Source organism: Asanoa iriomotensis (genome assembly GCF_016862515.1).
Classification (GTDB): Bacteria; Actinomycetota; Actinomycetes; order Mycobacteriales; family Micromonosporaceae; genus Asanoa; species Asanoa iriomotensis.
This window is the reverse complement of the sequence record NZ_BONC01000108.1, coordinates 1-19,234: the sequence shown is the minus strand read 5'-3', so window position 1 is coordinate 19,234 and position 19,234 is coordinate 1. Positions and strand designations below refer to the sequence as shown.

General features: G+C 68.5%; 23 protein-coding genes. 7 read left to right on the top strand and 16 right to left on the bottom strand.

The features are described 5' to 3' along the window. The 4 genes from Air01nite_RS38325 to Air01nite_RS38310 all read left to right on the top strand — a co-directional run. Positions 1-212, top strand: a 212-nt coding sequence (locus tag Air01nite_RS38325) for a hypothetical protein (protein ID WP_203708317.1), incomplete at its 5' end; no start/stop codon positions are given. Next, entirely contained in the window at positions 209-571 is a 363-nt protein-coding gene (locus tag Air01nite_RS38320) for a hypothetical protein (protein ID WP_203708316.1), read from the top strand. The genes Air01nite_RS38325 and Air01nite_RS38320, both read left to right, overlap by 4 nt. Positions 572-587: 16 nt before the next feature. Continuing rightward, positions 588-1,100 carry a hypothetical protein gene (locus Air01nite_RS38315; protein WP_203708315.1) on the top strand — a complete coding sequence of 171 codons (513 nt, stop codon included), beginning with the start codon at positions 588-590 and terminating at the stop codon, positions 1,098-1,100. A gap of 78 nt (positions 1,101-1,178) precedes the next feature. Beyond that, positions 1,179-2,120: a hypothetical protein gene (locus Air01nite_RS38310; RefSeq protein WP_203708314.1), complete on the top strand. Its 942-nt coding sequence runs from the start codon at positions 1,179-1,181 to the stop codon at positions 2,118-2,120. Positions 2,121-2,267: 147 nt separating this feature from the next. On the opposite strand, the gene Air01nite_RS38305 is transcribed toward Air01nite_RS38310, so the two are convergent. The 14 genes from Air01nite_RS38305 to Air01nite_RS38240 all read right to left on the bottom strand — a co-directional run bounded on the left by Air01nite_RS38305 (position 2,268) and on the right by Air01nite_RS38240 (position 15,221). Next, complete coding sequence (locus tag Air01nite_RS38305; RefSeq protein ID WP_203708313.1) at positions 2,268-3,032, bottom strand: prepilin peptidase; 765 nt, start codon at positions 3,030-3,032, stop codon at positions 2,268-2,270. 58 nt (positions 3,033-3,090) lie between these two features. Beyond that, positions 3,091-6,045 carry an AfsR/SARP family transcriptional regulator gene (locus tag Air01nite_RS38300; protein ID WP_203708312.1) on the bottom strand — a complete coding sequence of 985 codons (2,955 nt, stop codon included), beginning with the start codon at positions 6,043-6,045 and terminating at the stop codon, positions 3,091-3,093. Positions 6,046-6,062: 17 nt separating this feature from the next. After that, the gene (locus Air01nite_RS38295) at positions 6,063-6,494 is read right to left on the bottom strand and encodes a pilus assembly protein TadG-related protein (RefSeq protein WP_203708311.1); all 432 of its coding nucleotides are present in this window, start codon (positions 6,492-6,494) and stop codon (positions 6,063-6,065) included. Further along, complete coding sequence (locus Air01nite_RS38290; protein WP_203708310.1) at positions 6,491-8,284, bottom strand: winged helix-turn-helix domain-containing protein; 1,794 nt, start codon at positions 8,282-8,284, stop codon at positions 6,491-6,493. Before Air01nite_RS38290 ends, Air01nite_RS38295 begins: the two co-directional genes overlap by 4 nt. Beyond that, positions 8,281-8,784: a hypothetical protein gene (locus Air01nite_RS38285; protein WP_203708309.1), complete on the bottom strand. Its 504-nt coding sequence runs from the start codon at positions 8,782-8,784 to the stop codon at positions 8,281-8,283. Before Air01nite_RS38285 ends, Air01nite_RS38290 begins: the two co-directional genes overlap by 4 nt. A gap of 2 nt (positions 8,785-8,786) precedes the next feature. Further along, the gene (locus tag Air01nite_RS38280) at positions 8,787-9,188 is read right to left on the bottom strand and encodes a TadE family protein (protein ID WP_203708308.1); all 402 of its coding nucleotides are present in this window, start codon (positions 9,186-9,188) and stop codon (positions 8,787-8,789) included. Further along, positions 9,185-9,388 carry a hypothetical protein gene (locus Air01nite_RS38275; protein ID WP_203708307.1) on the bottom strand — a complete coding sequence of 68 codons (204 nt, stop codon included), beginning with the start codon at positions 9,386-9,388 and terminating at the stop codon, positions 9,185-9,187. The genes Air01nite_RS38280 and Air01nite_RS38275 overlap by 4 nt, the downstream gene beginning before the upstream one ends. Before the next feature lie 14 nt (positions 9,389-9,402). Next, the gene (locus tag Air01nite_RS38270) at positions 9,403-10,287 is read right to left on the bottom strand and encodes a type II secretion system F family protein (RefSeq protein WP_203708306.1); all 885 of its coding nucleotides are present in this window, start codon (positions 10,285-10,287) and stop codon (positions 9,403-9,405) included. Next, positions 10,284-11,141: a type II secretion system F family protein gene (locus Air01nite_RS38265; RefSeq protein ID WP_203708305.1), complete on the bottom strand. Its 858-nt coding sequence runs from the start codon at positions 11,139-11,141 to the stop codon at positions 10,284-10,286. The genes Air01nite_RS38270 and Air01nite_RS38265 overlap by 4 nt, the downstream gene beginning before the upstream one ends. Positions 11,142-11,144: 3 nt before the next feature. Beyond that, on the bottom strand, positions 11,145-12,422 hold the full coding sequence (locus Air01nite_RS38260; protein WP_203708304.1) for a TadA family conjugal transfer-associated ATPase: 1,278 nt from the start codon (positions 12,420-12,422) through the stop codon (positions 11,145-11,147). An 11-nt stretch (positions 12,423-12,433) separates the two neighbouring features. Beyond that, entirely contained in the window at positions 12,434-13,198 is a 765-nt protein-coding gene (locus Air01nite_RS38255; protein WP_203708303.1) for a P-loop NTPase family protein, read from the bottom strand. Positions 13,199-13,266: 68 nt separating this feature from the next. After that, positions 13,267-13,923 (bottom strand): SAF domain-containing protein, encoded by a 657-nt coding sequence (locus Air01nite_RS38250; protein WP_203708302.1) that lies wholly within the window; start codon positions 13,921-13,923, stop codon positions 13,267-13,269. 12 nt (positions 13,924-13,935) lie between these two features. Beyond that, positions 13,936-14,838: a hypothetical protein gene (locus Air01nite_RS38245; RefSeq protein WP_203708301.1), complete on the bottom strand. Its 903-nt coding sequence runs from the start codon at positions 14,836-14,838 to the stop codon at positions 13,936-13,938. Then, on the bottom strand, positions 14,832-15,221 hold the full coding sequence (locus tag Air01nite_RS38240) for a hypothetical protein (protein WP_203708300.1): 390 nt from the start codon (positions 15,219-15,221) through the stop codon (positions 14,832-14,834). The genes Air01nite_RS38245 and Air01nite_RS38240 overlap by 7 nt, the downstream gene beginning before the upstream one ends. Positions 15,222-15,640: 419 nt before the next feature. Between Air01nite_RS38240 and Air01nite_RS38235 the strand changes: the two genes are divergently transcribed. The 3 genes from Air01nite_RS38235 to Air01nite_RS38225 all read left to right on the top strand — a co-directional run bounded on the left by Air01nite_RS38235 (position 15,641) and on the right by Air01nite_RS38225 (position 17,645). Continuing rightward, complete coding sequence (locus tag Air01nite_RS38235; RefSeq protein WP_203708299.1) at positions 15,641-15,970, top strand: hypothetical protein; 330 nt, start codon at positions 15,641-15,643, stop codon at positions 15,968-15,970. A gap of 220 nt (positions 15,971-16,190) precedes the next feature. Then, positions 16,191-16,580, top strand: coding sequence for a winged helix-turn-helix transcriptional regulator (locus tag Air01nite_RS38230; protein ID WP_203708298.1), 390 nt, complete (start codon positions 16,191-16,193; stop codon positions 16,578-16,580). A gap of 348 nt (positions 16,581-16,928) precedes the next feature. Continuing rightward, on the top strand, positions 16,929-17,645 hold the full coding sequence (locus tag Air01nite_RS38225) for an HAD family hydrolase (protein WP_203708297.1): 717 nt from the start codon (positions 16,929-16,931) through the stop codon (positions 17,643-17,645). Between the two features lie 15 nt (positions 17,646-17,660). On the opposite strand, the gene Air01nite_RS38220 is transcribed toward Air01nite_RS38225, so the two are convergent. Next, a complete protein-coding gene (locus Air01nite_RS38220) occupies positions 17,661-18,878 on the bottom strand; it encodes an NsdA family TPR-like regulatory protein (protein ID WP_239091257.1) in 1,218 nt (405 codons plus the stop codon). A gap of 148 nt (positions 18,879-19,026) precedes the next feature. Then, a partial coding sequence (locus Air01nite_RS38215; RefSeq protein ID WP_203708296.1) for a GNAT family N-acetyltransferase occupies positions 19,027-19,234 on the bottom strand: 208 nt, incomplete at its 5' end.

Below are 19,234 nucleotides of genomic sequence, written 5' to 3'. Positions count from 1 at the left end.
CGGTCGGCCGGTGGGAGGTCCTCGACCGGCAGGCCAGAGACACGGTCGCCCTGCTCGCGCTGGAACGTCGGGCCGCCAAGGACACCGCCCTGGCCGAAGCGTTGGGGCCGCTGCTGGACATCGCGGCAACGCTGCGGACCGGCGGCCAACGGCGGGCGCTGCTGGCCTACGTCACCGAACAGGTCTACGCCGCGCGGACGCGCCGCCGATGACGGTCACGATCCGGCTGACCGTCGAGACCGACCTTAACGGCGTGGCCAAGGTCCTGACCATGGCTGAGCTGCCGGAACGGCCGAGACCGTCGCAGGTTCGGGCCGCCGTCCGGACCGTCCTGGCCAGCGACGGCCTGCGCGGCGCCCTGCGCCGCTACCACCGGCTGCTGCACGAGCTCATCGATGCCGACGACGTCCGCGACCACGAAGCCCGCCTCGCGTGGTGCCGAATCCTGGCCGCGCAGGCGTTTCCGCCGCCCCGGCCGCGCCGCCGACCGATACGGCCGGCACCGGTCGGCCGACCCCTCATCGACGTCCTCAACCGCGAACCTCCCCAGGACCGCGACCCCACCACCTAACCGGAAGGAGCGCTTGATGCGCGCGGTGTACTACAGCGCCTCAGTGACCACCCAGACCGGCGGCGACACCACCGCCGACGGCGAACCCTGCGAGCCGGGCCGCGGCTACACCGAACAGTCCGGGCACTGGAGCCCCGACCGCGACTACTGGACCGTTCATCCGTCCCGCGCCGACGTCGATCCCGACACCTACCCCGACGACAGCCCGCTGCCCCCAGCCCGGTGGCTGGCCGACCAGATCACCGAGCGGCTGGGCAACCTCGATCACATCGACGGGCACACCTTTACCAGCGCTCGCACCGCTATCGAGCCGGGCCGGCTCACCGGACCCGCCGCCGACAAGCCCGGTGCGGTCGCCGGTACGCACACCTTTCTCGGTGATGCGTTCGCCGCCCAACGGCTGCGCACCGCTCCAGTCGGCATCCGCACCCTCACCGCCGCCGCCCACGCCTACGGCTTCACCGCCGCTGAGCTGGCCGAGACGGCCACCCTGCTCGGCCGCGGCGATCCGGCGACCGGACGCAGCTGACCACAGCCCACCCCTGCGAACGGCCCTGGACCAACGGTCCGGGGCCGTTGCCGTTTCTGCGAAAGGACACCCGACCCGATGTGGAAAGTCACGATCCCCAGCCCCTACGGCGGTGAGCCATCGATCTACTGGGTCGCCGCCGACTCGGCAGCCGAGGCGGAAACCACCGCCCGGCACCAGGCCGGCGACGGTATCACCGCGCAGAGCCCGGTCCGCGTCGAGCACGCCGACACCGTCGACCTGGTCGACGAGATATGGCCCCGGCCACGGCTGGTCGACGGAATCCGCGTGTTCACCTTCGACGACAGCCGCACCGCCTACGACCAGACGCAGGTCCGCGACGACCTGCACGACGGCGATGTCCTGCACATCCCCAGCGAGAACGTCGCCGGCTTCCTCATGCGTGCCTGGCCGATCGCCGTCTCCCCGAACCGGGGCGCCCTGCACGGGCTGACCGACCCGGACGACCTCGTCATCGACGGCATCGACTACCGCCCGAGCGCCCGGGTCGCCCAGACCCTGCTCGACCCGCCCGAGGCGCCGTCGCCACCACCGACACGACCCCCACTCACCCGAGGCCTCCGGCAAGCCGCCGGCACCTGGACGGTGACCATCGCCGGCAGCGAGCGCCACGACGGCGAAGGCCCCTACATCTGGGTGGTCGACGCACCCGACGCCACCAGCGCCGCCGCGGTCGCCGAACACCACCACCAGACCAGCCAGGAAGACACCGACACCGTCGTGCGCTCGGTCGAGCCCGGAGCCCCGACCGCCGATTACCCGTGGGCGTACAACGACCTACGCGGCATCCCCTCCAGGACGGTCGTACTGGCCCCAGAGCACATCCGCCAGTTTGCCCGCATCCGCCTGGCCTGCAAGCGCCGCGACCGCTTCCTCGACAGCATCGACATCCCCGGCTACATCTTCACCGACGCCGAAGCCGATGACCTCACCGACATGAACGAACACATCGTCACCCTCGTCCGCCAGCTCATCGACGAGTTCAGTACCGACTCCTGACCTCTAGCCGCATCCACCGAGCCCGCCGGTCTCGGCCCGCAAGCAGGGCCGGCCGGCGGGCCTAGGCCGGCCAATTACCCCACCCACGTCGCGCCCCGTAGGGCGCGACAGTCCTTTTTCTGTATCCGCCTCGACTACTTAGAGTGTTTACATGGTTACGTTGACGTGCGGTGCAAAGGGCGCGATTGCTACTACGAGGAGGACACCGGCCAACATCGACGGACCGTGCGCGAGATCGTCACCCGGCTTGCGAAGTCCAGCGGCTCGCAGGGTCGCGCCGAGCACGGCGGTGATGAGCACGCTCACGAACCCGCCGACGATGAGGGCGGTCCAGCTGTGTGCGCCGAGCAAGAGGCCGGTGGTGAGGCCAAGCTTGGCGTCGGCGTATCCGCCGTTCGCCACGAGGGTGAGCAGTAGATAGAACCCGCCGGTCAGCGCCGCTGCGATGGCGGCCCGAAGCCCAAGGGCCCAGTCGCCGCCGGCAGCCGTCTGCACCACGACCACGACCACCGCGGTAAGGAACGCCGCCGCGGTGAACCGGTCGGGGAGGCGGCACACTGCAAGGTCGACGAAGGCGAGCGTGACGCCGAGCACGGTCAGACACACCAGCAGCGGCGCAGTGAGCGGCACGGTGGCGGCGTGTACGAGGGCTCCGGCCGTGACGGCGAGGACAGCCTCGACGGCCCACGGCGGCGGTCCGATCCGGACCCGGCAGGCGCGACATCGGCCGTGTGGTGGCAGCCAGCCGAGCGCACCGCCGCCGCGGGCGGGCAGGATCGTGCTCTGGCAGGCGGCGCAGGCCGTTGCCGGTGGCTGTCCCTCCGGCACGCTGAACGCGGCGATCCACGCGCGTACCGGGCCGGCGAAGGCGACGGCGGCGATCACGGCGGCGATGGTCCAGCCGGCGTTCATCCTTTCGGCTCCGCTCGGGCGGCGTCGTGGTCGGGGGGTGGCGTTTGCTGCGGCGCGGTCACGGCTTTGCCAAGTCGCGGAGCAAGGTGGTGGCCAGTTCCTCGGTCTCGGGGTCGATGTCGATGCCGGCGTCGTCGAGCTCGCGGCGCAGGGTGGCGAGACGTTGGCGTACACCGGCGGCGTCGCCGAGCCGAGCCGCGGTCAGCATGGCCCGGCGGGCCAGTTCGTCGGAGAGCGGGTCGAGGGCGGCGGCGGTGTCGAAGAGGGCGAGTGAGGCAGGGAGATCATCGTCGGCCTGCAGCGCGGCGGCTTCGGCGTAGATCTTGATGAGGCGACGCCGGGCGTGCTCGCGGTCGGTGTCGATCCATTCGTAGCCGGTGTCCTCGGCGAGGCCGCCGCTGACGGCGTCGATCGCGGTCTGCAGATGGGCCAGGCGCAGTTCGTCGTCGGCTGCGGAGGCGACCTGGGCGTAGGCGTCCTGGACGGTCCACCAGTCGACCCGCAGCAAGTTGGGGTCGAGGTGGTACCGGCCCCCGGTGTTGATCACGGGCTCAATCTTGGGGGCGTCGTCGGCTGGTTCGGCTTCGGCTTGAGCGACCGAACGGATGGTGGTGCGTAGGTTGGCGACGCAGGTGGACAGGCGATCCCCGGCACGGGAGACGGTCACGTCGGGCCACAGCGCCTCCATGATGTCGTCGAGATCGGCGCCGGTGCGGTGCACGACCAGGTAGACGAAAAGTTCGAGGCTCTTTGTGCGGAGGCCGCGTACCGGGTTGCCGTCGCGATCGAGGATGGCCGGCGCGCTGAGCACCCGAGCGTGCACTGGTGGTGTGCTGGAATCGGCGTGCGTGGCCGGTCCGCTGCCGGGCTGGCCAGGTGTCTCGGGGCTCGGCGTCGTCAGTAGCTGGCCTCGGGTTGCGGAGCTGTCCGACCGGGCAGGTTTCTGGTCCTCGGTCGGTCCGGGATCGGAGGGTGCGGCTGCTGGGGATGCGGTGTCGTGTTCCGGCGCGGCGGCCGGTGGGTCGGTGTCGCCGTGCGCTTCGGCGAGCATCGTCAGGATGTTGGCGGTGGCGGTGGTGTCCAGCACGGCGATCCGCTCGCCGTCGCCGCCCTGGGTGGTGCCGTCGGCGGCGACGGTCAGGGTGGTGCCGCGCGGCCAGGCGCCGACGAGCACGGTGCCGATGTCGACGTTCTTGCCGAGGCTGATGGCGGTGGATAGCCGGGCCTGCCAGCTGTCGTCGGGGACGTCGGCGATGAGCAGCATCTGCGGCAGTGGCTCGCCGAACGTCCACTCCTCACGGAGGGCGGAGACGCTGGTCGCCTCCTGGTCGGCGATGATGCGACTGCGGCGGATGATCTCCTCTTCGAGCATGGCCAACGCCGCAGCCAGGGTCGGGGCGACGGTGAGGCGTCGCATTGGTTCCAGGTCGACGGCGGACACACCGAGCAGGGTGGCCAGCGTCGCGGCCGGGATGACGACGCAGCCTTGCGCGTCCGGGTCGTCGGGGTCGCCGGCGGTCAGGGTGGCCACCAGCAGCGCCCGGGCTGCGTCCAGCGCGGCGGGCCCTTGCAGGCCGAGCCCGGCTGAGACGGGCAGCGTGCCGACGCCGGCCAGGTCGGGGCCGCTGGGCCCGCTGGGTGGCAGCGCGGGTTTGACGGCTGCGGTGACGTATTCGCGTACGGTCGGGCCTCGGTCCGGCTGGCGGTCTAGCAACTGTGGCGCGGAGCGGCGGACGCCTTGCCGCAGTCGGGTCGACGCGGCCAACGGTGGGGTTAGATCGGCGTCGTGCAGGTCCGGGCTGCTGATGCGGGTGGGCCGGTACCGGTGACGGCGGCGCTTCCAGACCATCGCCACGGCGTACACCAGACTGGCGGCCAGGCCGACGCCCATCGCGCCGCCGGCGATGACGATCCATTCCGGCGACGCGGCCGATGTCCGGTCGTCGCCGGGGCGGGGTGCGGCGTCGCTGGGGCCGGTGGTGGCTGGGCTTGATGCGGCGGGCGGTGTCGTCGATCCGGCTGCGCTGGCCGTCGGCGAGATGGGCACCGTCGCCGACGGCGGTACGAACACGCCGTCGTCGGCGCCGGCCGACGATGGTGCGGACGCGGCGGGACTGGCGGTGGCGGAAGCGCTCGGACTCGCGGATGGGCCGGTGCTCGGCGCGGTCGTGGCCCCGGTGGTCGGTGGGGCCGTGGACGTGCCGGGCGGATCTTGGGCGGGTGGGTTGCCCTCCGAGGAGCCGACGGGCGGCGTAGTGCTGGGCATGGTGAGCACCCAACCGGGGAAGATGCGATCGGGGTCGCTGAAGGTTGTGCGTCCGGAGATGTGGGGCCAGTAATGGCCTTTGTTCAGCTCCCAGATTTCGGGCCACCGGTTGCCGTCGCCGAGGTATTTGTCGGCGATGCGCCACAGCGACTCTCCGCGGGTCACGGTGTGCTCGACGGGTTTGCCGTCGATGAGCAGGGTCACCATGCCCACCGGCTTGAGCGCGGGTATGGATGCGTCTGCGCTCGGGCGTTGTGGCGATCCGGCGGCCGGGAACGCGTTCGTGGCACGGTGCTGGTTGTCTGCCTGCACGACGACGGCTGCAGCCGGTGAGGCGTGCGCGGGCGTGCCGGTGAGCGAAGCGGTCAACGATGCGGCGGGCGCGGCGACGATGATGCTGGCGGTGATCCCTGCGATGAGCGTGGCGGCCAAGCCCTGCACGGGCGACAGGAGCCGGTAGCGCGGGGCGCGTACCCCGCGGACGGCGGCCTGGACCTCGATGACGACGGACAGGGCGAAGAGCAGCCACAACAACCACAACAGGCCGGAGAGCCCGTGCAGGTAGGTGGCATCGGTGAGCCAGTCCCGACTGGTCAGCGCCGCCCGGATCTCGCCGCCGGTCGGCAAATGATCGGGAAGCGGTGAGCCGATGTAGCGCAGCTGCGCCGCAGGGATGCCGAGCACCAGGGCGAGCAGGCCGACGGCGTTGATCAGGCGCTGGCCGGCACGAGCGACCGCTGTCCACATCGCGTGTCTCCTCGGCTTTAGGCGGTGATCGGGGTGGCAGTGGCAGTGGCCTTGACGGTCAAGGTGTCGACGCCGAGGATCGGCACGAGAATGCCGGGCCGGGTGACCGTCACGGTGACCCGGACCTCCTGCGCGGTGGCGGTGACAGTCCCGTGCTCGCCCATCTGGCTGAGAAAGTTGGTGGCGGCGGCCTGGGCGGCGGCAGGGTCGATCTGGACCACCCCGCTCTGCCGCAGGGCGGCGAGGTTGAGCTTGTTCGCGCCGGCACGGGCGGCCTGCTGGGCGATGTCGGTGGCGTGACCGCGGGCGCTCATCGCGTTGCCTCCCTCCAGGACTGCGCCGGCCAGGACGAGCACGACCAGGATGAGGAAGAGGCCGAAGGCGGTGGCCGAACCGCGGTCACCGCGGGCGGCGCGAGAGACGGCGCCGTACAGCCGGCGGAGACTCATTTGTGCTCCCACGAGGTGTCTGGCGGAGCGGCCGACGGGCCGTCCGCGTCGGTGTCGAGCCACGGGTAGTCGTAGCCGTCGGCGATGCGAGCGCGGGCCGCGGCGACCGTGGCGTCGGCTGCCTCCGCCGCGCCGGCATGGTGCTCGTCGAGCAGGTGCCACCAATCGACGGCCACGATGGTCGGGTCGAGGTGGTAGTGGCCGCCGGTGTTGACGATGGGCTCGGGTCGTGGATTCTCGGCTGTCTCGCCGTGTTCCGCGGGATCGCTGGTTTCCCGGACGGTGCGGATGATGCTGCGCAGGTTGCTCAGGCAGGTCGACAGCCGCTGGTTCGCCTTCTGTGCGGTGACGTCTGGCCACACCGAAGCGATGATCTCGGACAGCGGTGCGCCGTCGCGGCGGACGATGAGGAACACGAGCAGTTCCATGCTCTTCGCGCGTAGGCCACGGATGGGCTGTCCGGCTGTGTCCAGGATCGCCGGTTCGCCGATGACGGTGATGCGGACCCGGTTGTCCGGCGGCTGGCCGGGTGCGGGCGCTGCGAAAGAGGTGCCGATTGGTGGCCTGGGTGGCGGGCCGTCTAGTCGGCCGGCGTGGCCGTCGATACTGGTGCTGCGATCGGAGTCGGAGTCGGCGAGTGTGACTGTGACGCCTCTCGCCGCCGATGGCCGGGCCGGCAGCGTACCCGGCCGGGAGGCGGGTGATATGAGCAGTGGGCGGCCGTTGGCGGTGGCCGGAAAGGGGTCGCCGGTGGTGGACGGCGCTGGCCACGCTGTGGTCGGCGCAGCTGCGCCGTTGCGATCAACTGGGATGGACGGCTGCGCGGCAGTGCCGGGACCGGCGATTGCGCCCGGATCGTTGTTTTCCGCGAGTTCCTGCGGGTGGGTCGTGGAGCCACCGAGCGGCAACGGTGCCGACGTTTGTTTGGCCAGGAGAGCGCGGGCGGCAACCGCTGCCTGATCCTCGCGGCCGTGCAGGACGTGCTCGGCGGTCAGCTCGGCGCCGAGCAGGGCGGTGAGGCCGTCGTAGTCGGCGCTGGCGCGAAGCCGGCGCGCGACCTCGTCCATGTCGTAGGTGAGGACCGCGATGTCGGCCATCTGCTTGCCGGCGGCCGTCCGGATGCGACTGCGCAGAGCGTCGGCGAGCGCGCTGTCGCGCCGATTCCGGCGGCGCACGATGAGCGCGGCCTCCAGCGAGCCGTAGAGGCCCAGCTGCGGGTACGCCTTGGCCAGTGCGCGGCCCTGGGCGGTAAGGAGCGGGTGGCGGGTCCAGTGGGCCAGAAGCTCGTACTTCGGTGTAGGTGCGGGCAGCAGCCCGCGGGCGCGCAGCCGGTCACGGCGCTTGGCCTCCACGTCGAGCCACCAGGACACGAATCCGAGTACGCTCATCAGGGCGTAGAAGCCACCGAGCAGCCGATTGCCATGGGTGACGACGTTGAAGGTGGCCGCGGCGGCGGCGATGGTGGCGCCGAGCAGCCGGGACGCGGTGGCGTGCTCGCCGAGGCGCCGACGGACGTCGGCGTTGGACAGGAACGTCACGCCGCCGAGTTCCAATGCAAAGATGCCGCCGATGGCGATCCACCACGGCAGGTCGAACGCGGCGACCGCACCGGTGGCCGTGCCGTATAGCGCGACGACCAGGACGGCCGCGTAGAACAGGCGGCGCATCATCGCGGTGCGCCGTACCGCCGCCGCAAGGTTGCTGTCCAGCTGTCCGGCGACGGCAGTGTTGCGGGGACTGTCGAGCCGGGTGAGCTGTTCGAGCAGTTCTGGTTCCAGCGACACGATCATGCCGGTACTCCGGCCGGTGGCCGGTCGGCGGCGCCTCCGAGCGCCACCGACCGGTAGGTGTCGATGGGGGCGGTGGAGGTTGATGAGGCGGTCATACGGCCGGGGATGGCGCGCATCATGGCCAGCGTCGACAGGTTCACGGTGCAGGTCACGGTGACGGTGACGGTGCCGCCGCGTTGCCACCGGCTGGTGTCCACGTCGACCACCAGCGTGGCGCAGGTGATGGACCGGCCGGAGAGGTCGTCTTCGGCGGCCTGCCGGGCCGCTGCGGTCGCGGCGGCGCCGCTGCGCTGCAGCGATGCGGCCCGGGCCGCGGACGCCGATGCTGACTCCAGGTCCAGGCGGGACACGGCGAGCTGAAAGGCAGCCGCGACGATGACGATGGCTAGCAGCATGCAGGGCAGGAAGAATCCGGCCACCTCCACCGACCACGCGCCGCGGTCGCCGCGCGCCCGCGCGAGGGTGCGGCGGAAGCGGGCGGAGGTCGACCGGAGAGACATGACTAGTTGATCCTCTCCACGGGCGCGTGGACGGTGACGGTGACCGGGGGATGGAACCCCGGGATGATCGACGTGGCGGTGCCGCGGACCGTGACGGTGACCTCGGTCGCGCTGCGGTTGACATCGACGTAGGGATCGTTGAGGGCGGTGCCGACCGTCGAGGCCAGGATGGTGTTGGCGTCCGCCTTGCCGTCGGCGGCGGTGCCGCCGTGCACGCGCGCCTGCTGGGCGGCGTGGTTGGCGGTGTACCGGGCGCCGAGGGCGGCCAGACCCCAGGTCACTGCTTGGACGCCGATCAGCAGCGCGAGCAGCATCAGCAGCGTGTAGCCGGCGACCTCGACGGTGACGGCCCCGCGGTCACCGCTGAGCCGTCGCCGTCGCCCTGTATTGCGTCCGGTGTTCATTCGCCGCCGGTGAACCCGATGGTGTACGACAGGTTGTTGAAGAATGCCTTGAGGTCGTCGCGCAGGATTAGACCGACGGCGCCGACGATGACGATCACCGCCGCGATCCACAGCATGACCTCGACGGTCTGTGCGCCGCGCTCGGGTCGGCTGTGCATGGCCGCCGAGCCTCTGGCCAGTAGCCGGTTGATGGCGTCCATCAGGTGGTGCCTCCTTATTGAGTCAGGCTGGCGCTGATCGCGCCCATTGCCGCGTAGAGGAGAAAGATCAGGTAGCCGAGGCCGAACAGCATGATCGGTATGGCCATCTGCGCGCTAGCAGCGTGTGCGCGACGCTCCATGTCGGCGGTCATCCGCGTGCGCATGGTCTGCGCGACGACGGCCATGGTTTCCGCTACCGGTGCGCCGGCGGCGGCCTGTTCCATCGCCGTCGCCAGCTCGGCGAGTTCGTCGACGCCGATTTGGGCGCCGAGGTCGCGCATCGCGGTCCAGGCGTGGATGCGCTGCCGGCCTCGGGTCTGGGCCGCGGCGTCGAGTTCGCGGCGGATGCGGACGGCAGCCCAGCCGGACAGCTCGTCCATGGTCTCGCCAAGAGCTTGCTCGACGCCGGCTCCGCCGGACAGGCCGCCGCCGACCAGATCCAGCAGGGTCGACAGGGTTTCACGCATTTCGGCGCGGCGGACTTCGGCTGCGGAGTGCAGTCGGCTGTGCGTCAGCCGGACCGCGATTGCCGCGCCGAGCAGTGCAAGCCACAGCGGCAGCTGCCCGCCGAGCCCCCACAGCACCGGCAGCGCGCCGAGGATGAGCATGCCGGCGATGGCGATGACGATCTGCTGGGCCAGGTATTCGGCGGGGTCGCGGTCGAGGATGGCGAGGTCGCGGATTGTGCGGTCGCGGGGAAGGCCGACGCGGCGCAGTGGTGTGGCGAGTGCGACGTCGAGGCGGCGGCGCCTCCCGAGTGGTGCGATCGGCGGGCGGGACAACCGGTCGAGGGCGTCGGCGAGTGCCGGGCGGGGCGGGTTGAAGCCGGAAGCGAATACCGCCAGGCCCGCGCCGACCATCCCGCCTGCGGTGACCATGACGGTCAATGCGTCACTCATGGTGTCCTCGCTTCCGGTTCGTCGCGCAGGACCCGGTTCGGCTCCGGCATGCGGGTCAGCCGTTGCAGCCACACGGCGGCCAGCGTCCAGAGGGCGCCGACGATCAGCAGCACCAGCTGCCCGGTTGTGCTGTCGAACGGCTGCAGGAGTGGGCGGTTGAACAGATAGAGCCCGACGCCCACGATGACCACGATGATGATGACGAGTCGAGCGCTGGCCTTGGCTTCGGTGCGGGCGGTCTCCACCCGCTGCACCGCGGCCACCCGTTCCCGCACGGCGTGGGCGAGCCAGCCGAGCTGGGCCGCGAGGTTGCCGGTGTGGCTTCCGGACGCCTTGCGTAGGGCGGTAGCGACCAGGTCGGCCGCGTGGTGGTCGACGTCTTGTTTGAACCCGGTCATCGCCACGGGCAGTCGCACCCCCGCGTCGAGTGCGGCGGCCAGACCGGTCGACTGGGCATGGATCGGCGGCTTGGCCAGGTCAGCCGTGTCCCGGATGGCCTGTTCAATGCCGGCGTAGGAGCGCAGGCTGCCCCGCAGCGCCTCGGTCCACGACGCGATGGCGTCCAGCTTGGCCAGCGAGGCCGCCTCGGCACGGCCGCCGCCGAGCATCGACGGGGCCGCGTAGACGAACATCGCCGCGAGCAACGCGGCCACCGGCCAGCGGGTGATCCCGGCGATCAGCGCGCCGACGGCGACGGCCGCGGCGAGCCGGTAGCCGTTGCGGCCGGTGACGAGGTTGCGCAACCGAGTCGATGCACCGGGCCGCTGTGGGCGCTCGGTACGGCGGATACCGGTGGCGATGAGCCACAGGCCCAGACCAACCCCCAACCCGCACAGGATGTTGATGCCGTTCATACGTCACAGTCCTCCGCCCAGCAGCGTGGCATCGAACCCGACATCGAGGAGTTTGTCGATGGTGATGTCGCTGAATCGGCTGGCCGGCACCGCCCGGCGGTCCGGGCCGGGCTTGTAGACCTCGTTGCTGCGTACTTGAATGCCGTCGGCGTCGACGACCTCCCGAACTCCGGTGACGACGCGGGCGCCGTCGGCAGTCTTGCCCAGCTGCACCACGCCGTGAACGCCGCCGCCGATGAGCTGGTAAGTGACGTCGAACGGCAGCTGCTCCTTGGACTGCCGGGCGTAGTTGGCGATCTTCTTGAACGCCTCGCGCGTCGACGAGGCGTGGATGGTGGTCATCGACCCGTCTGTGCCCTGGTTCAGCGCATTGAGCAGCGGGATGACCTCCGGCCCGCGGACCTCACCGACAATGACCCGGCTGGGGTTCATGCGGGTTGCCCAGCGGACCAGCTGCACCATGTCGATCCCGCCTGAACCCTCGATGTTAGGGTCGCGCGGCTGCATCGGCACCACGTCCGGGTGGGCGGGATCGGTGTCCAGGCTCAACTCGTACGGGTCCTCGACGGTGATGATCCGCTCGTGAGGTTTGATCGCCGAGCACAGCGCCCGCACCATCGTGGTCTTGCCGGTGTCCATACCGCCCGAGACGACGATGTTGAGCCGGGCGGCGACCATCGCCTCGAACAGCTCCGCCATCTCGCGGGTCATGGTGCCGAGGTCGGCCAGTTCCGCGAGGGTCAGCTGCATGAACCGGTGCCTGCGGATCGACACGTGCACCCGCTCGGTCACCGACATCACTGCGAACAGCCGGGAGCCGCCGGGCAGGCGCAGGTTCAGCCGGGGCAGGCCAGGATCGAATCGCCGCTCCTGCACGCCCAGCGAGGCGGCGACCTTGCGCAGCATGTCGGTGAGTTCCTCGTCCGACGAGGCGACCGGACCGACCCGTTCGCGTTTGCCGCCGGCATAGGTGATGAACACATTCTCGGCCCCGTTGACGTCGATGTTCTCGATGTCGGGGTCGTCGATCAGCGGTTGCAGGTCACCCAGTCCGGTGAAGGCGTCCAGCAGTGAGCGCCGGAACTGCTCGCGGACATCGTCGGCGACTGCCGGCTGGCCACTGCGCAGCGCGTTCACCGTATATTCGCGGACGACGTCAGCGACCAGGGCCTCGACGAATGCGGCTCGGTCATCGACTTCTCCCCGGCGTACAGCGGCGGCCAGGCGGTCGGACACCTCGGCGTGCAGGTCATCGCGCAGTGCAGCGACCTGAGCCGGCATCCCGCTTGTAGTCATGACGTGGCCTCCAACGTGTGCCGGGCGCGTTCCGTCGAGGTTCCGGCACCGGCCTCGGCGGCCTCGGCCATCTCGGACTCCGGGTCACCGTTCGGCCGGTAGGTAAGTGCGAAGGTGCGGGCCGCGGCCAGCAGCGGACGGCGCGTCCATCCCGCTTCCCGCCGGGCGCCGGGCTGGCCCCAGCGGCGGGGCCGCTTGCGGCCGGCCACGATGTCGGCCGCCACCGGGTCGTATGGGATGCTGGCCGCAACCTCGATCTGCAGGTAGTCGGCGATCTCCTCCGGTTCGTGCGGGCCGTCGCCAACGAGCACGAGCCGCACGGCGGCGCACCGGCGGCGCAGGAACGGCAGCCGCATCCGTAGGTGGCGCAGCTGGGCCGATTCGGGTCGCGCGACCAGAAGCAGCTCGTCGGCCTTATCCAGGTAACCCAGCACGGTCGCTTGCGTATCGAGGCGACCGAGATCGGCGAAAACCGGACGGACCGCGGCGAGCTCTCGCAGAACGCTGGGTCCCTTGAGCCGCAGCTCCTCGACCGTCGCGGCAGCGGCAGCGCTGGGCGGGGCGACGATCACGTCAGCACCCACCCGCAGGTGTTGCACGAACGCGGCGCCGTCGCCGACCGGGCCGTCAGAGACGCCCGAGGCAAGACTTGCCAGTCCAGGCTCGTCGTAGGTGGCCCAGCGGCTGCCGAGGTCGCCGCCAGCCGGGTCGAGCTCCACAACGACGGGCGGAGTCCCCGGGTGCGGCCAGCGGGCCGCCATGGCGACTGCCAGGGTCGTCGTACCGGGTGAGCTCTTCACAGAGCCGAAGCACAGCAGCATGCCGCGGATCACCGTCCCGGGTTCTGCAGGATCAGGGCGACGTCGCCGGTGGCAGCGGCGATGCGTACCGCGGACTCGGCCGACATCTGCAGCGAGACCACCGTGATTCCCGAGCTGTCGGTCAGGTCGACCGCACGTACAACGGCGCGAGCCTGTGGCGGAGTGTCGGCAGCGCCGCTCTGCGGGACCACGACGACCAGCACCGATGCTCCCGGTGCAAGACCGGATGGTGCCCGGCCGGTCTTGACGCCAACAGCGATGACCGACTGGCCAGGCGGCGGGTCGGTCACGGTGCCGAGCTGGTCGGTGGTCAGCAGCGCGCCAGCAGCGAGTGGGACTGCGGCGGTACGCCCCACGACGGTGCTGCGTTCGCTCGCGCGCACCACACGCAGGTCCTCGTCGGGCACGATGTGCACGACTCGGAGATCGGCGTCGCCGAGCTGGGTGCCGGCGATGACGGGACGGGCGACGGCGAGCACGTCGATGCCAGGGTCGGCGCGCAGGCCGATCACTCCAAATGCGACGGCACCCAGCACAACCAGCAACGCACCGCCGAGGAGGCGAGGCACCGACCGCCGGCGGCGGGTACCGGGTGGGTCGACCACCGTGCGGCTGTCGAGCGATGCCCTGCGGCTCGTAGGGCGGGTGGGCGTTGCGGTGCTCATCGCCGGGGCTCCTTACGATTTGGTGTTGACGGCCGATGCCTCGACCACCTGGACCGGGACATTCGCGGTCGAGGTGAGATCAGGTTCTGTTCCGGTCGCGCCGCCACCAGACCAGGTGATTCGCCACGTGATCGTGGCGGTGACCGTGTACTTGCCGCCCGAGCTGCTCCGCGACGGCGACGTGTAGGTGTGACCACAGTCAGGTGAGGCGCTGGCCGGATCCGTTCCTGCGGTCCACGCGGTGCCCTTGCCGCACTGCCGGGACCCGCCGTCGCCGGTCGACCAGTTCACCTTGGTCGGTGTGCCGACCGCGGTCACCGACAGCCCAGCCAGGCTTGCCGTGGCGGTGCGCGGGGACCACACCGAGCCGTCGACCCACATCCATGTGGGTACGAAGACGACCTGGGGCGCGTCGCTGGCGGGACTGAGGCGGATCTTCGGGGCGGGCAGCTTGAGATGTTTCACTGCTTCCTGTGCCAGCAGCTCGATGCCCGGGTTGGCGCCGAAGATCGTGTAGCGGACGTAGCCCGCAGGCCAGAAGTTGGTGAGCGGGTCGCCGCATGCGCCGACGTACCAGGCGTACGGCGGGGGGACGGTGCCACCCAGCGCCTCGGCGGCGCCCAGGTCGGTACCCTCGGCGCGCTGGTACCAACAGCCGTCCCCGCCGTACCAGCCCTTGCCGGGGATGTTGCATGGGATGGCCTGGCCCTCCCAGTTGCGACAGCCCGAACTGGACTTCCCACCGCCACCGTCTGAATCGCCTGGGGTCGAAATGTCGATTACGCAGGCTGGATTGGTGGGGTTGGTGACGCAGTTGACCGGGTCATTGATATCGGCGTTGGCCGGCCCTGCCACAGCCAAGGTGAGTAGCACAGCTGCACCGGCGACGCTGAGCAGCCTCGTTGTCTTCAGCATGTTCCTACCCCGTAAATCGCGATCTTGGTCACCTTCCACACCCCCTCGCTGATCCGGGCCACGGTCGCCGTCGTCGAGCGCTTGCCGCCGGGGGTGTCCTGATATGGCGACCCGTCCTGCTTCTTGAGGTGCGTCTTGGAACTGTCGACGCAGTCCCGGATCTCCACCGTCGGTGGGGTGGTATTCGGGTTGGCTGACTTGACTGCTGGGCTCAACGTCACGTCGCCCTGGCCGACCAGTCCCTGGTCCTTGACGGAGGTCAGGCCCTTGACCCACACGTCCAGTGCATCTCCCTGCGAGTAACGGGCAAGGTCCGGATAGTTCGGATCGGGAATGCGGATCGCTTCGACGTACGCCTTCCACATGCCGCGATAGGCATCCATCGCCGTCGGAGCTCCGTCGTTCGCCGTCGCCGGGGGCGTCGAGGATGCTGCCGGGGACGCCGTGGCCGAACTGACCGCGGGAGATGGCCCGGCTACCGGCTTGTCGTCACTGCAGCCGGCCCCGAGCAGCCCGACCACAAGGCAAGCGGCGAGCAGCCTGCGGAGGCCTGACGTGCGCACGATGTACCCTCCATCGATCCGGATGCGATGCCCACGTGAAAGATTCATGGATTCATTCACTCCTGCGCTACTGGAACTTGACAAGTACGCCGTGTACGTGCTTGCTGCACTTGCAGCCTGCAAGTACATCGTGGACGCGGACTCGATAGCCCGTTCGGGTGCTTGTGGTCTGAGGCGGCGCGGCCCACACTGTCGGCAACCGTCTCCACGGAGCCACATAGAGGCGTCTGGATGCGAATATGGCCATTGATCTGTATGAACGCATCTGTCGGGCACTGGATCTCGTCAGCACGCCGATGGCATTAGAAGTTCTGGAGAAACTCGTCGATGACCTTCCCTACGGTCACCTAGCCGACAGTGCGACGATTCGACATGCCATAGAGTGTCTTCGCTCCGTCGGGGCGGTGCAGGCCAGAGCGCAGTTGAGCAGCATCGGAGTTCCGGCCATCGCGCTGACACCACACGGACGACGGCTCTTCCGGCGGCTTGCCTCGATGCAGGACGTCCCGGGTCGACAGTCGATGATCGATTCGACCGTGATCAAACCGCTCCGCTCAACGGCGGATTGACGAACCGCCGAGTAGCTCAGCCTTTAGGGCATATGCGGATGAACCGGTCAAGCGGTTCACGTTGTTACCCAAACCTCCTTGACACCAGCGGTAACGCTCGGTCAAGTTGACGGTTGCACTCGCGCGACTGCTTCTCAGTAACTGCACGCTCGACCCTTCCCTCGGGGCATGGAGAACCCTCCGGTCGAGTGTGGCCACGTGCGCCTGACGGGGGGAAAGCGTGGACTTTGACACACTTCGCGACATAGACAAAATGTTTGCTCGGCGGTGGGATGTCTTCGTCGTCGCATGCCTCAGCGAACAGGAATCCCTTCGATTCAACCAGCTCGCGCACGTCGTGAGTGAACACTCCCGTAACCGCATCGCCGATTCAACCCTGAACCGGGTAAAGGACCGGCTTATGCGCGCCGGGCTGGTTTCGCAAGACACGCAAGATGACGGGCATCCCGCGTATTCATTGACAGACGCGGGAAAAGCTCAAGCGCGGTTCATCCGCGCATTGACCGAAGCGGTAAACGACTCTGAAGAAGTCGCCGAAGGCGATGTCCCGGACCGCGACGAAACGAATCCCGAGTCAAATAAAGATGACCGCCCGCCCCAAGCGGCATAGGTCCTCTTAGTGGAGAGGTCGCTTCGGATCGCAACGATTGCGTGCCGGCGGCTTCGGGCGTGGCCGCCGCGCCAGGCACCCGCGCTGGATGAGCAAGGCTGAAGTTGCAGGCTAACGTCCAGCGACGGGTGCCCGGCGGTCCTCCGTCGAGCGTGGGCGGTCAAGGGCAGCCTGGCCACAGCCTTGCAGACTGCGTTTGGACCTTGCCGGCGGGCGAACGGATCTTCAGCCTGCCGGTGGCCCGTCGCACCCTGCGGTGGCCGATGGCTGTGGGACGGGTCAGACCGAAGTCCCTGCCTCCCACGAGCAGGTCGAGATCAGTACGAAATCTTGTGCGACGATGGGCCGGTGGAGCACCAGGATGCTGGCCTTGTGGTTTGGGACGTGGACGGTACGTTGATGCCTGCGGATCTTCGCTGGCTGCGGCGTTCAATCGCCCGAACGTACGGGATCGACGAGGCACAGGTGACCTTCCCGGAGAAGAAGGTGCACGGCTACACCGACGAGTCCATCGTGATCGACACGGCGATTGCCTCTGGTGTGCCGGCATCTGACGCGGAAGCTGGCGTCCCGCGCTTCCACCAGGTACTGGCAGAGGTCATGGAGACAGGCCGCGGCGAGCTTGCGCGCGTTCAGCCGCCGTACCCCGGTGTTGCAGACAGCGTCGCGGAGTTGCACCGTATCGGCTTCGTGCAGACGGTCCTCACCGGAAACCTGCGGGTAGCGGCCGAGATCAAGATCCAATCGCTGAATCTCGGGGATGGGCTCGACCTGGAAATCGGGGGATACGGTTCCGACGCACGCGACCGGTTCCAACTTCCCGAGTTCGTCGCCCGCCGCTACAGGAACAAGTACGGAGCAGTGCTTTCGCCCAACCAGACCGTGGTGATCGGCGACGCGCCAAACGACATCGCATGTGCGAGAAGCGCTGGCTTCCGAGCCGTCGTAGTCGCGCATCGAGCAAGCCGTGAAGAACTACTGAGCTGCGGCCCAGATGCCGTCCTTGACTCTCTCGACCCTGCCCTGGTCATCGCAACACTCACATCGCTGGTTCAGCAGGGTTGACTCACTGGTCCTTCGTTAGGCCGCAGCCATTCTGTCGTCCAACTCCTGGACTGCGCGCTCGGCATTCCATCGGTTGAACTCCTCCCTGGCTCGCCGAGCCCGAGAGATGCCGCGAAGATTACCGATTCGCTTGAGCTGTTCATAAGCAGCGCCCAGAGTGGTGCAGGCCATTTCCAGGTTGCCGCTATGCGCATAGGCGATGGCAAGGTCTACGTGGGCAGCAAGTGCCACGTTCGTGTTGTCCCGGTCGTCATCCATCGCCGTCGATGCTTGCTCAAGGTGGATGATCGCCGCCCCATACTGTTTGAGCAGCACGCGGCAGGTGCCTTCGTAAACATCCAGGCGGGATGCGTTCCAGTCACTGAAGAGGCCGGACCGGTTGGATGCTGTAATACCGCCAACAGCATGTCTCGCTCGGTCCAGCGCGGCTTCGGCTTCCGCCCGCATGTTGAGTGCGGCGTAGGTCTGGGCTTGCTCAGCGGCGATCCGAGCTCGCGCGGGCCAACTGAGGTGGTCGGCTGAGGCGGCGGCCTCGTCCAGCAACCGAAGCCCAGTCAAAACATCTCCGTCGGCATGAATTAGTGTGCTTGCTCCGGAATGCAAGTTACTCTCGAAAATCCGGGCAGTTGCGCCGAGCCGGATGTTGCCAAGCCGTTCGGCCAGCGTCCGCGCGTAGGCACAGTGCGCGAGAGCAATTGAGCGATTTCCCTGTGCGCTCCAAAGCCGACTCGCGACAATGGAAGCTTCACCGAGCATCGCGCCGATATCGGCGCGTGTCGGGTCTCCCTCTGATTTCCGGAACAAAGTCAGCAGACAATTTCGATGCGCCTCGACCAGGCTCAGCAGTGCTGCGGGGGCAACCGCTTGCCGCTGCTGTGCCAGCATGCTCGTGACTATGGAGAAACTGTTCCAGTCGTCGTACTCCCTGCTATCAACACTATTGATCTCTCCACTGAGTGCCCCGGGCAATCCGGTATCGCCGTTCTGCACATCACCGTCGGGTCCAGCGGGCGTCGAAAAAGTGATGGCAGCCGCACGCGTGATGTAGAAGCCAATCTCGCTGTCGGTTTGAACTCGCAGAACTACGCGAAGGGCTTCACGATGGATCTTTCTAGGCCAACGGTTTTCACCCCGTTCGAGACGGCCAATATCCGTCTCATCCCACGACCGTCTGACGTGGTGCACTTCCCATAAGTACAGATTGAATGCGTCTGCAAGCTCCTGCCGAGACATCGGCCGACCAGAGCCCGAAGGTGAGCTCAACCGCTCACGCGCTCGCGTTAGCATCGTGTTTGGCGGCGGCTTTAGCAGATCCACCTCGTACCCTCCTGGATCACCACGCTGATCTCACTTTCGACTATCTATACTGGCCGGGAGAGAATTAGCTTTCAACCCTATAGAGAACCTTTCCTTCGAGTTCTTTGCCACCTAGGTAAGAATAAAATGCACGTGCGGCGGCGTTAGCTAGTTCCGTTTGCCACTCCACTCGGCTGCACTCATTCTCTGTAGCGGCTGTAAACACGGCACGCATCAGCTGGCCGCCTATCCCGGAGCGGCGCTTTGATTCGGCGACATAGAGTTCCTTTAGG

Bases quoted from the DNA above. Each gene is read 5' to 3' on its own strand.
- Air01nite_RS38295 (WP_203708311.1), bottom strand. From the start codon at position 6,494: ATGAGTCTCCGCCGGCTGTACGGCGCCGTCTCTCGCGCCGCCCGCGGT.
- Air01nite_RS38240 (WP_203708300.1), bottom strand. From the start codon at position 15,221: ATGGATGCCTATCGCGGCATGTGGAAGGCGTACGTCGAAGCGATCCGC.
- Air01nite_RS38255 (WP_203708303.1), bottom strand. From the start codon at position 13,198: ATGGCGGCCCGCTGGCCGCACCCGGGGACTCCGCCCGTCGTTGTGGAG.
- Air01nite_RS38245 (WP_203708301.1), bottom strand. From the start codon at position 14,838: ATGCTGAAGACAACGAGGCTGCTCAGCGTCGCCGGTGCAGCTGTGCTA.
- Air01nite_RS38235 (WP_203708299.1), top strand. From the start codon at position 15,641: ATGGCCATTGATCTGTATGAACGCATCTGTCGGGCACTGGATCTCGTC.
- Air01nite_RS38260 (WP_203708304.1), bottom strand. From the start codon at position 12,422: ATGCCGGCTCAGGTCGCTGCACTGCGCGATGACCTGCACGCCGAGGTG.
- Air01nite_RS38305 (WP_203708313.1), bottom strand. From the start codon at position 3,032: ATGAACGCCGGCTGGACCATCGCCGCCGTGATCGCCGCCGTCGCCTTC.
- Air01nite_RS38220 (WP_239091257.1), bottom strand. From the start codon at position 18,878: ATGTCTCGGCAGGAGCTTGCAGACGCATTCAATCTGTACTTATGGGAA.
- Air01nite_RS38280 (WP_203708308.1), bottom strand. From the start codon at position 9,188: ATGAACACCGGACGCAATACAGGGCGACGGCGACGGCTCAGCGGTGAC.
- Air01nite_RS38320 (WP_203708316.1), top strand. From the start codon at position 209: ATGACGGTCACGATCCGGCTGACCGTCGAGACCGACCTTAACGGCGTG.
- Air01nite_RS38250 (WP_203708302.1), bottom strand. From the start codon at position 13,923: ATGAGCACCGCAACGCCCACCCGCCCTACGAGCCGCAGGGCATCGCTC.
- Air01nite_RS38270 (WP_203708306.1), bottom strand. From the start codon at position 10,287: ATGAGTGACGCATTGACCGTCATGGTCACCGCAGGCGGGATGGTCGGC.
- Air01nite_RS38275 (WP_203708307.1), bottom strand. From the start codon at position 9,388: ATGGACGCCATCAACCGGCTACTGGCCAGAGGCTCGGCGGCCATGCAC.
- Air01nite_RS38290 (WP_203708310.1), bottom strand. From the start codon at position 8,284: ATGATCGTGTCGCTGGAACCAGAACTGCTCGAACAGCTCACCCGGCTC.
- Air01nite_RS38315 (WP_203708315.1), top strand. From the start codon at position 588: ATGCGCGCGGTGTACTACAGCGCCTCAGTGACCACCCAGACCGGCGGC.
- Air01nite_RS38265 (WP_203708305.1), bottom strand. From the start codon at position 11,141: ATGAACGGCATCAACATCCTGTGCGGGTTGGGGGTTGGTCTGGGCCTG.
- Air01nite_RS38285 (WP_203708309.1), bottom strand. From the start codon at position 8,784: ATGTCTCTCCGGTCGACCTCCGCCCGCTTCCGCCGCACCCTCGCGCGG.
- Air01nite_RS38300 (WP_203708312.1), bottom strand. From the start codon at position 6,045: ATGTGGACAGCGGTCGCTCGTGCCGGCCAGCGCCTGATCAACGCCGTC.
- Air01nite_RS38310 (WP_203708314.1), top strand. From the start codon at position 1,179: ATGTGGAAAGTCACGATCCCCAGCCCCTACGGCGGTGAGCCATCGATC.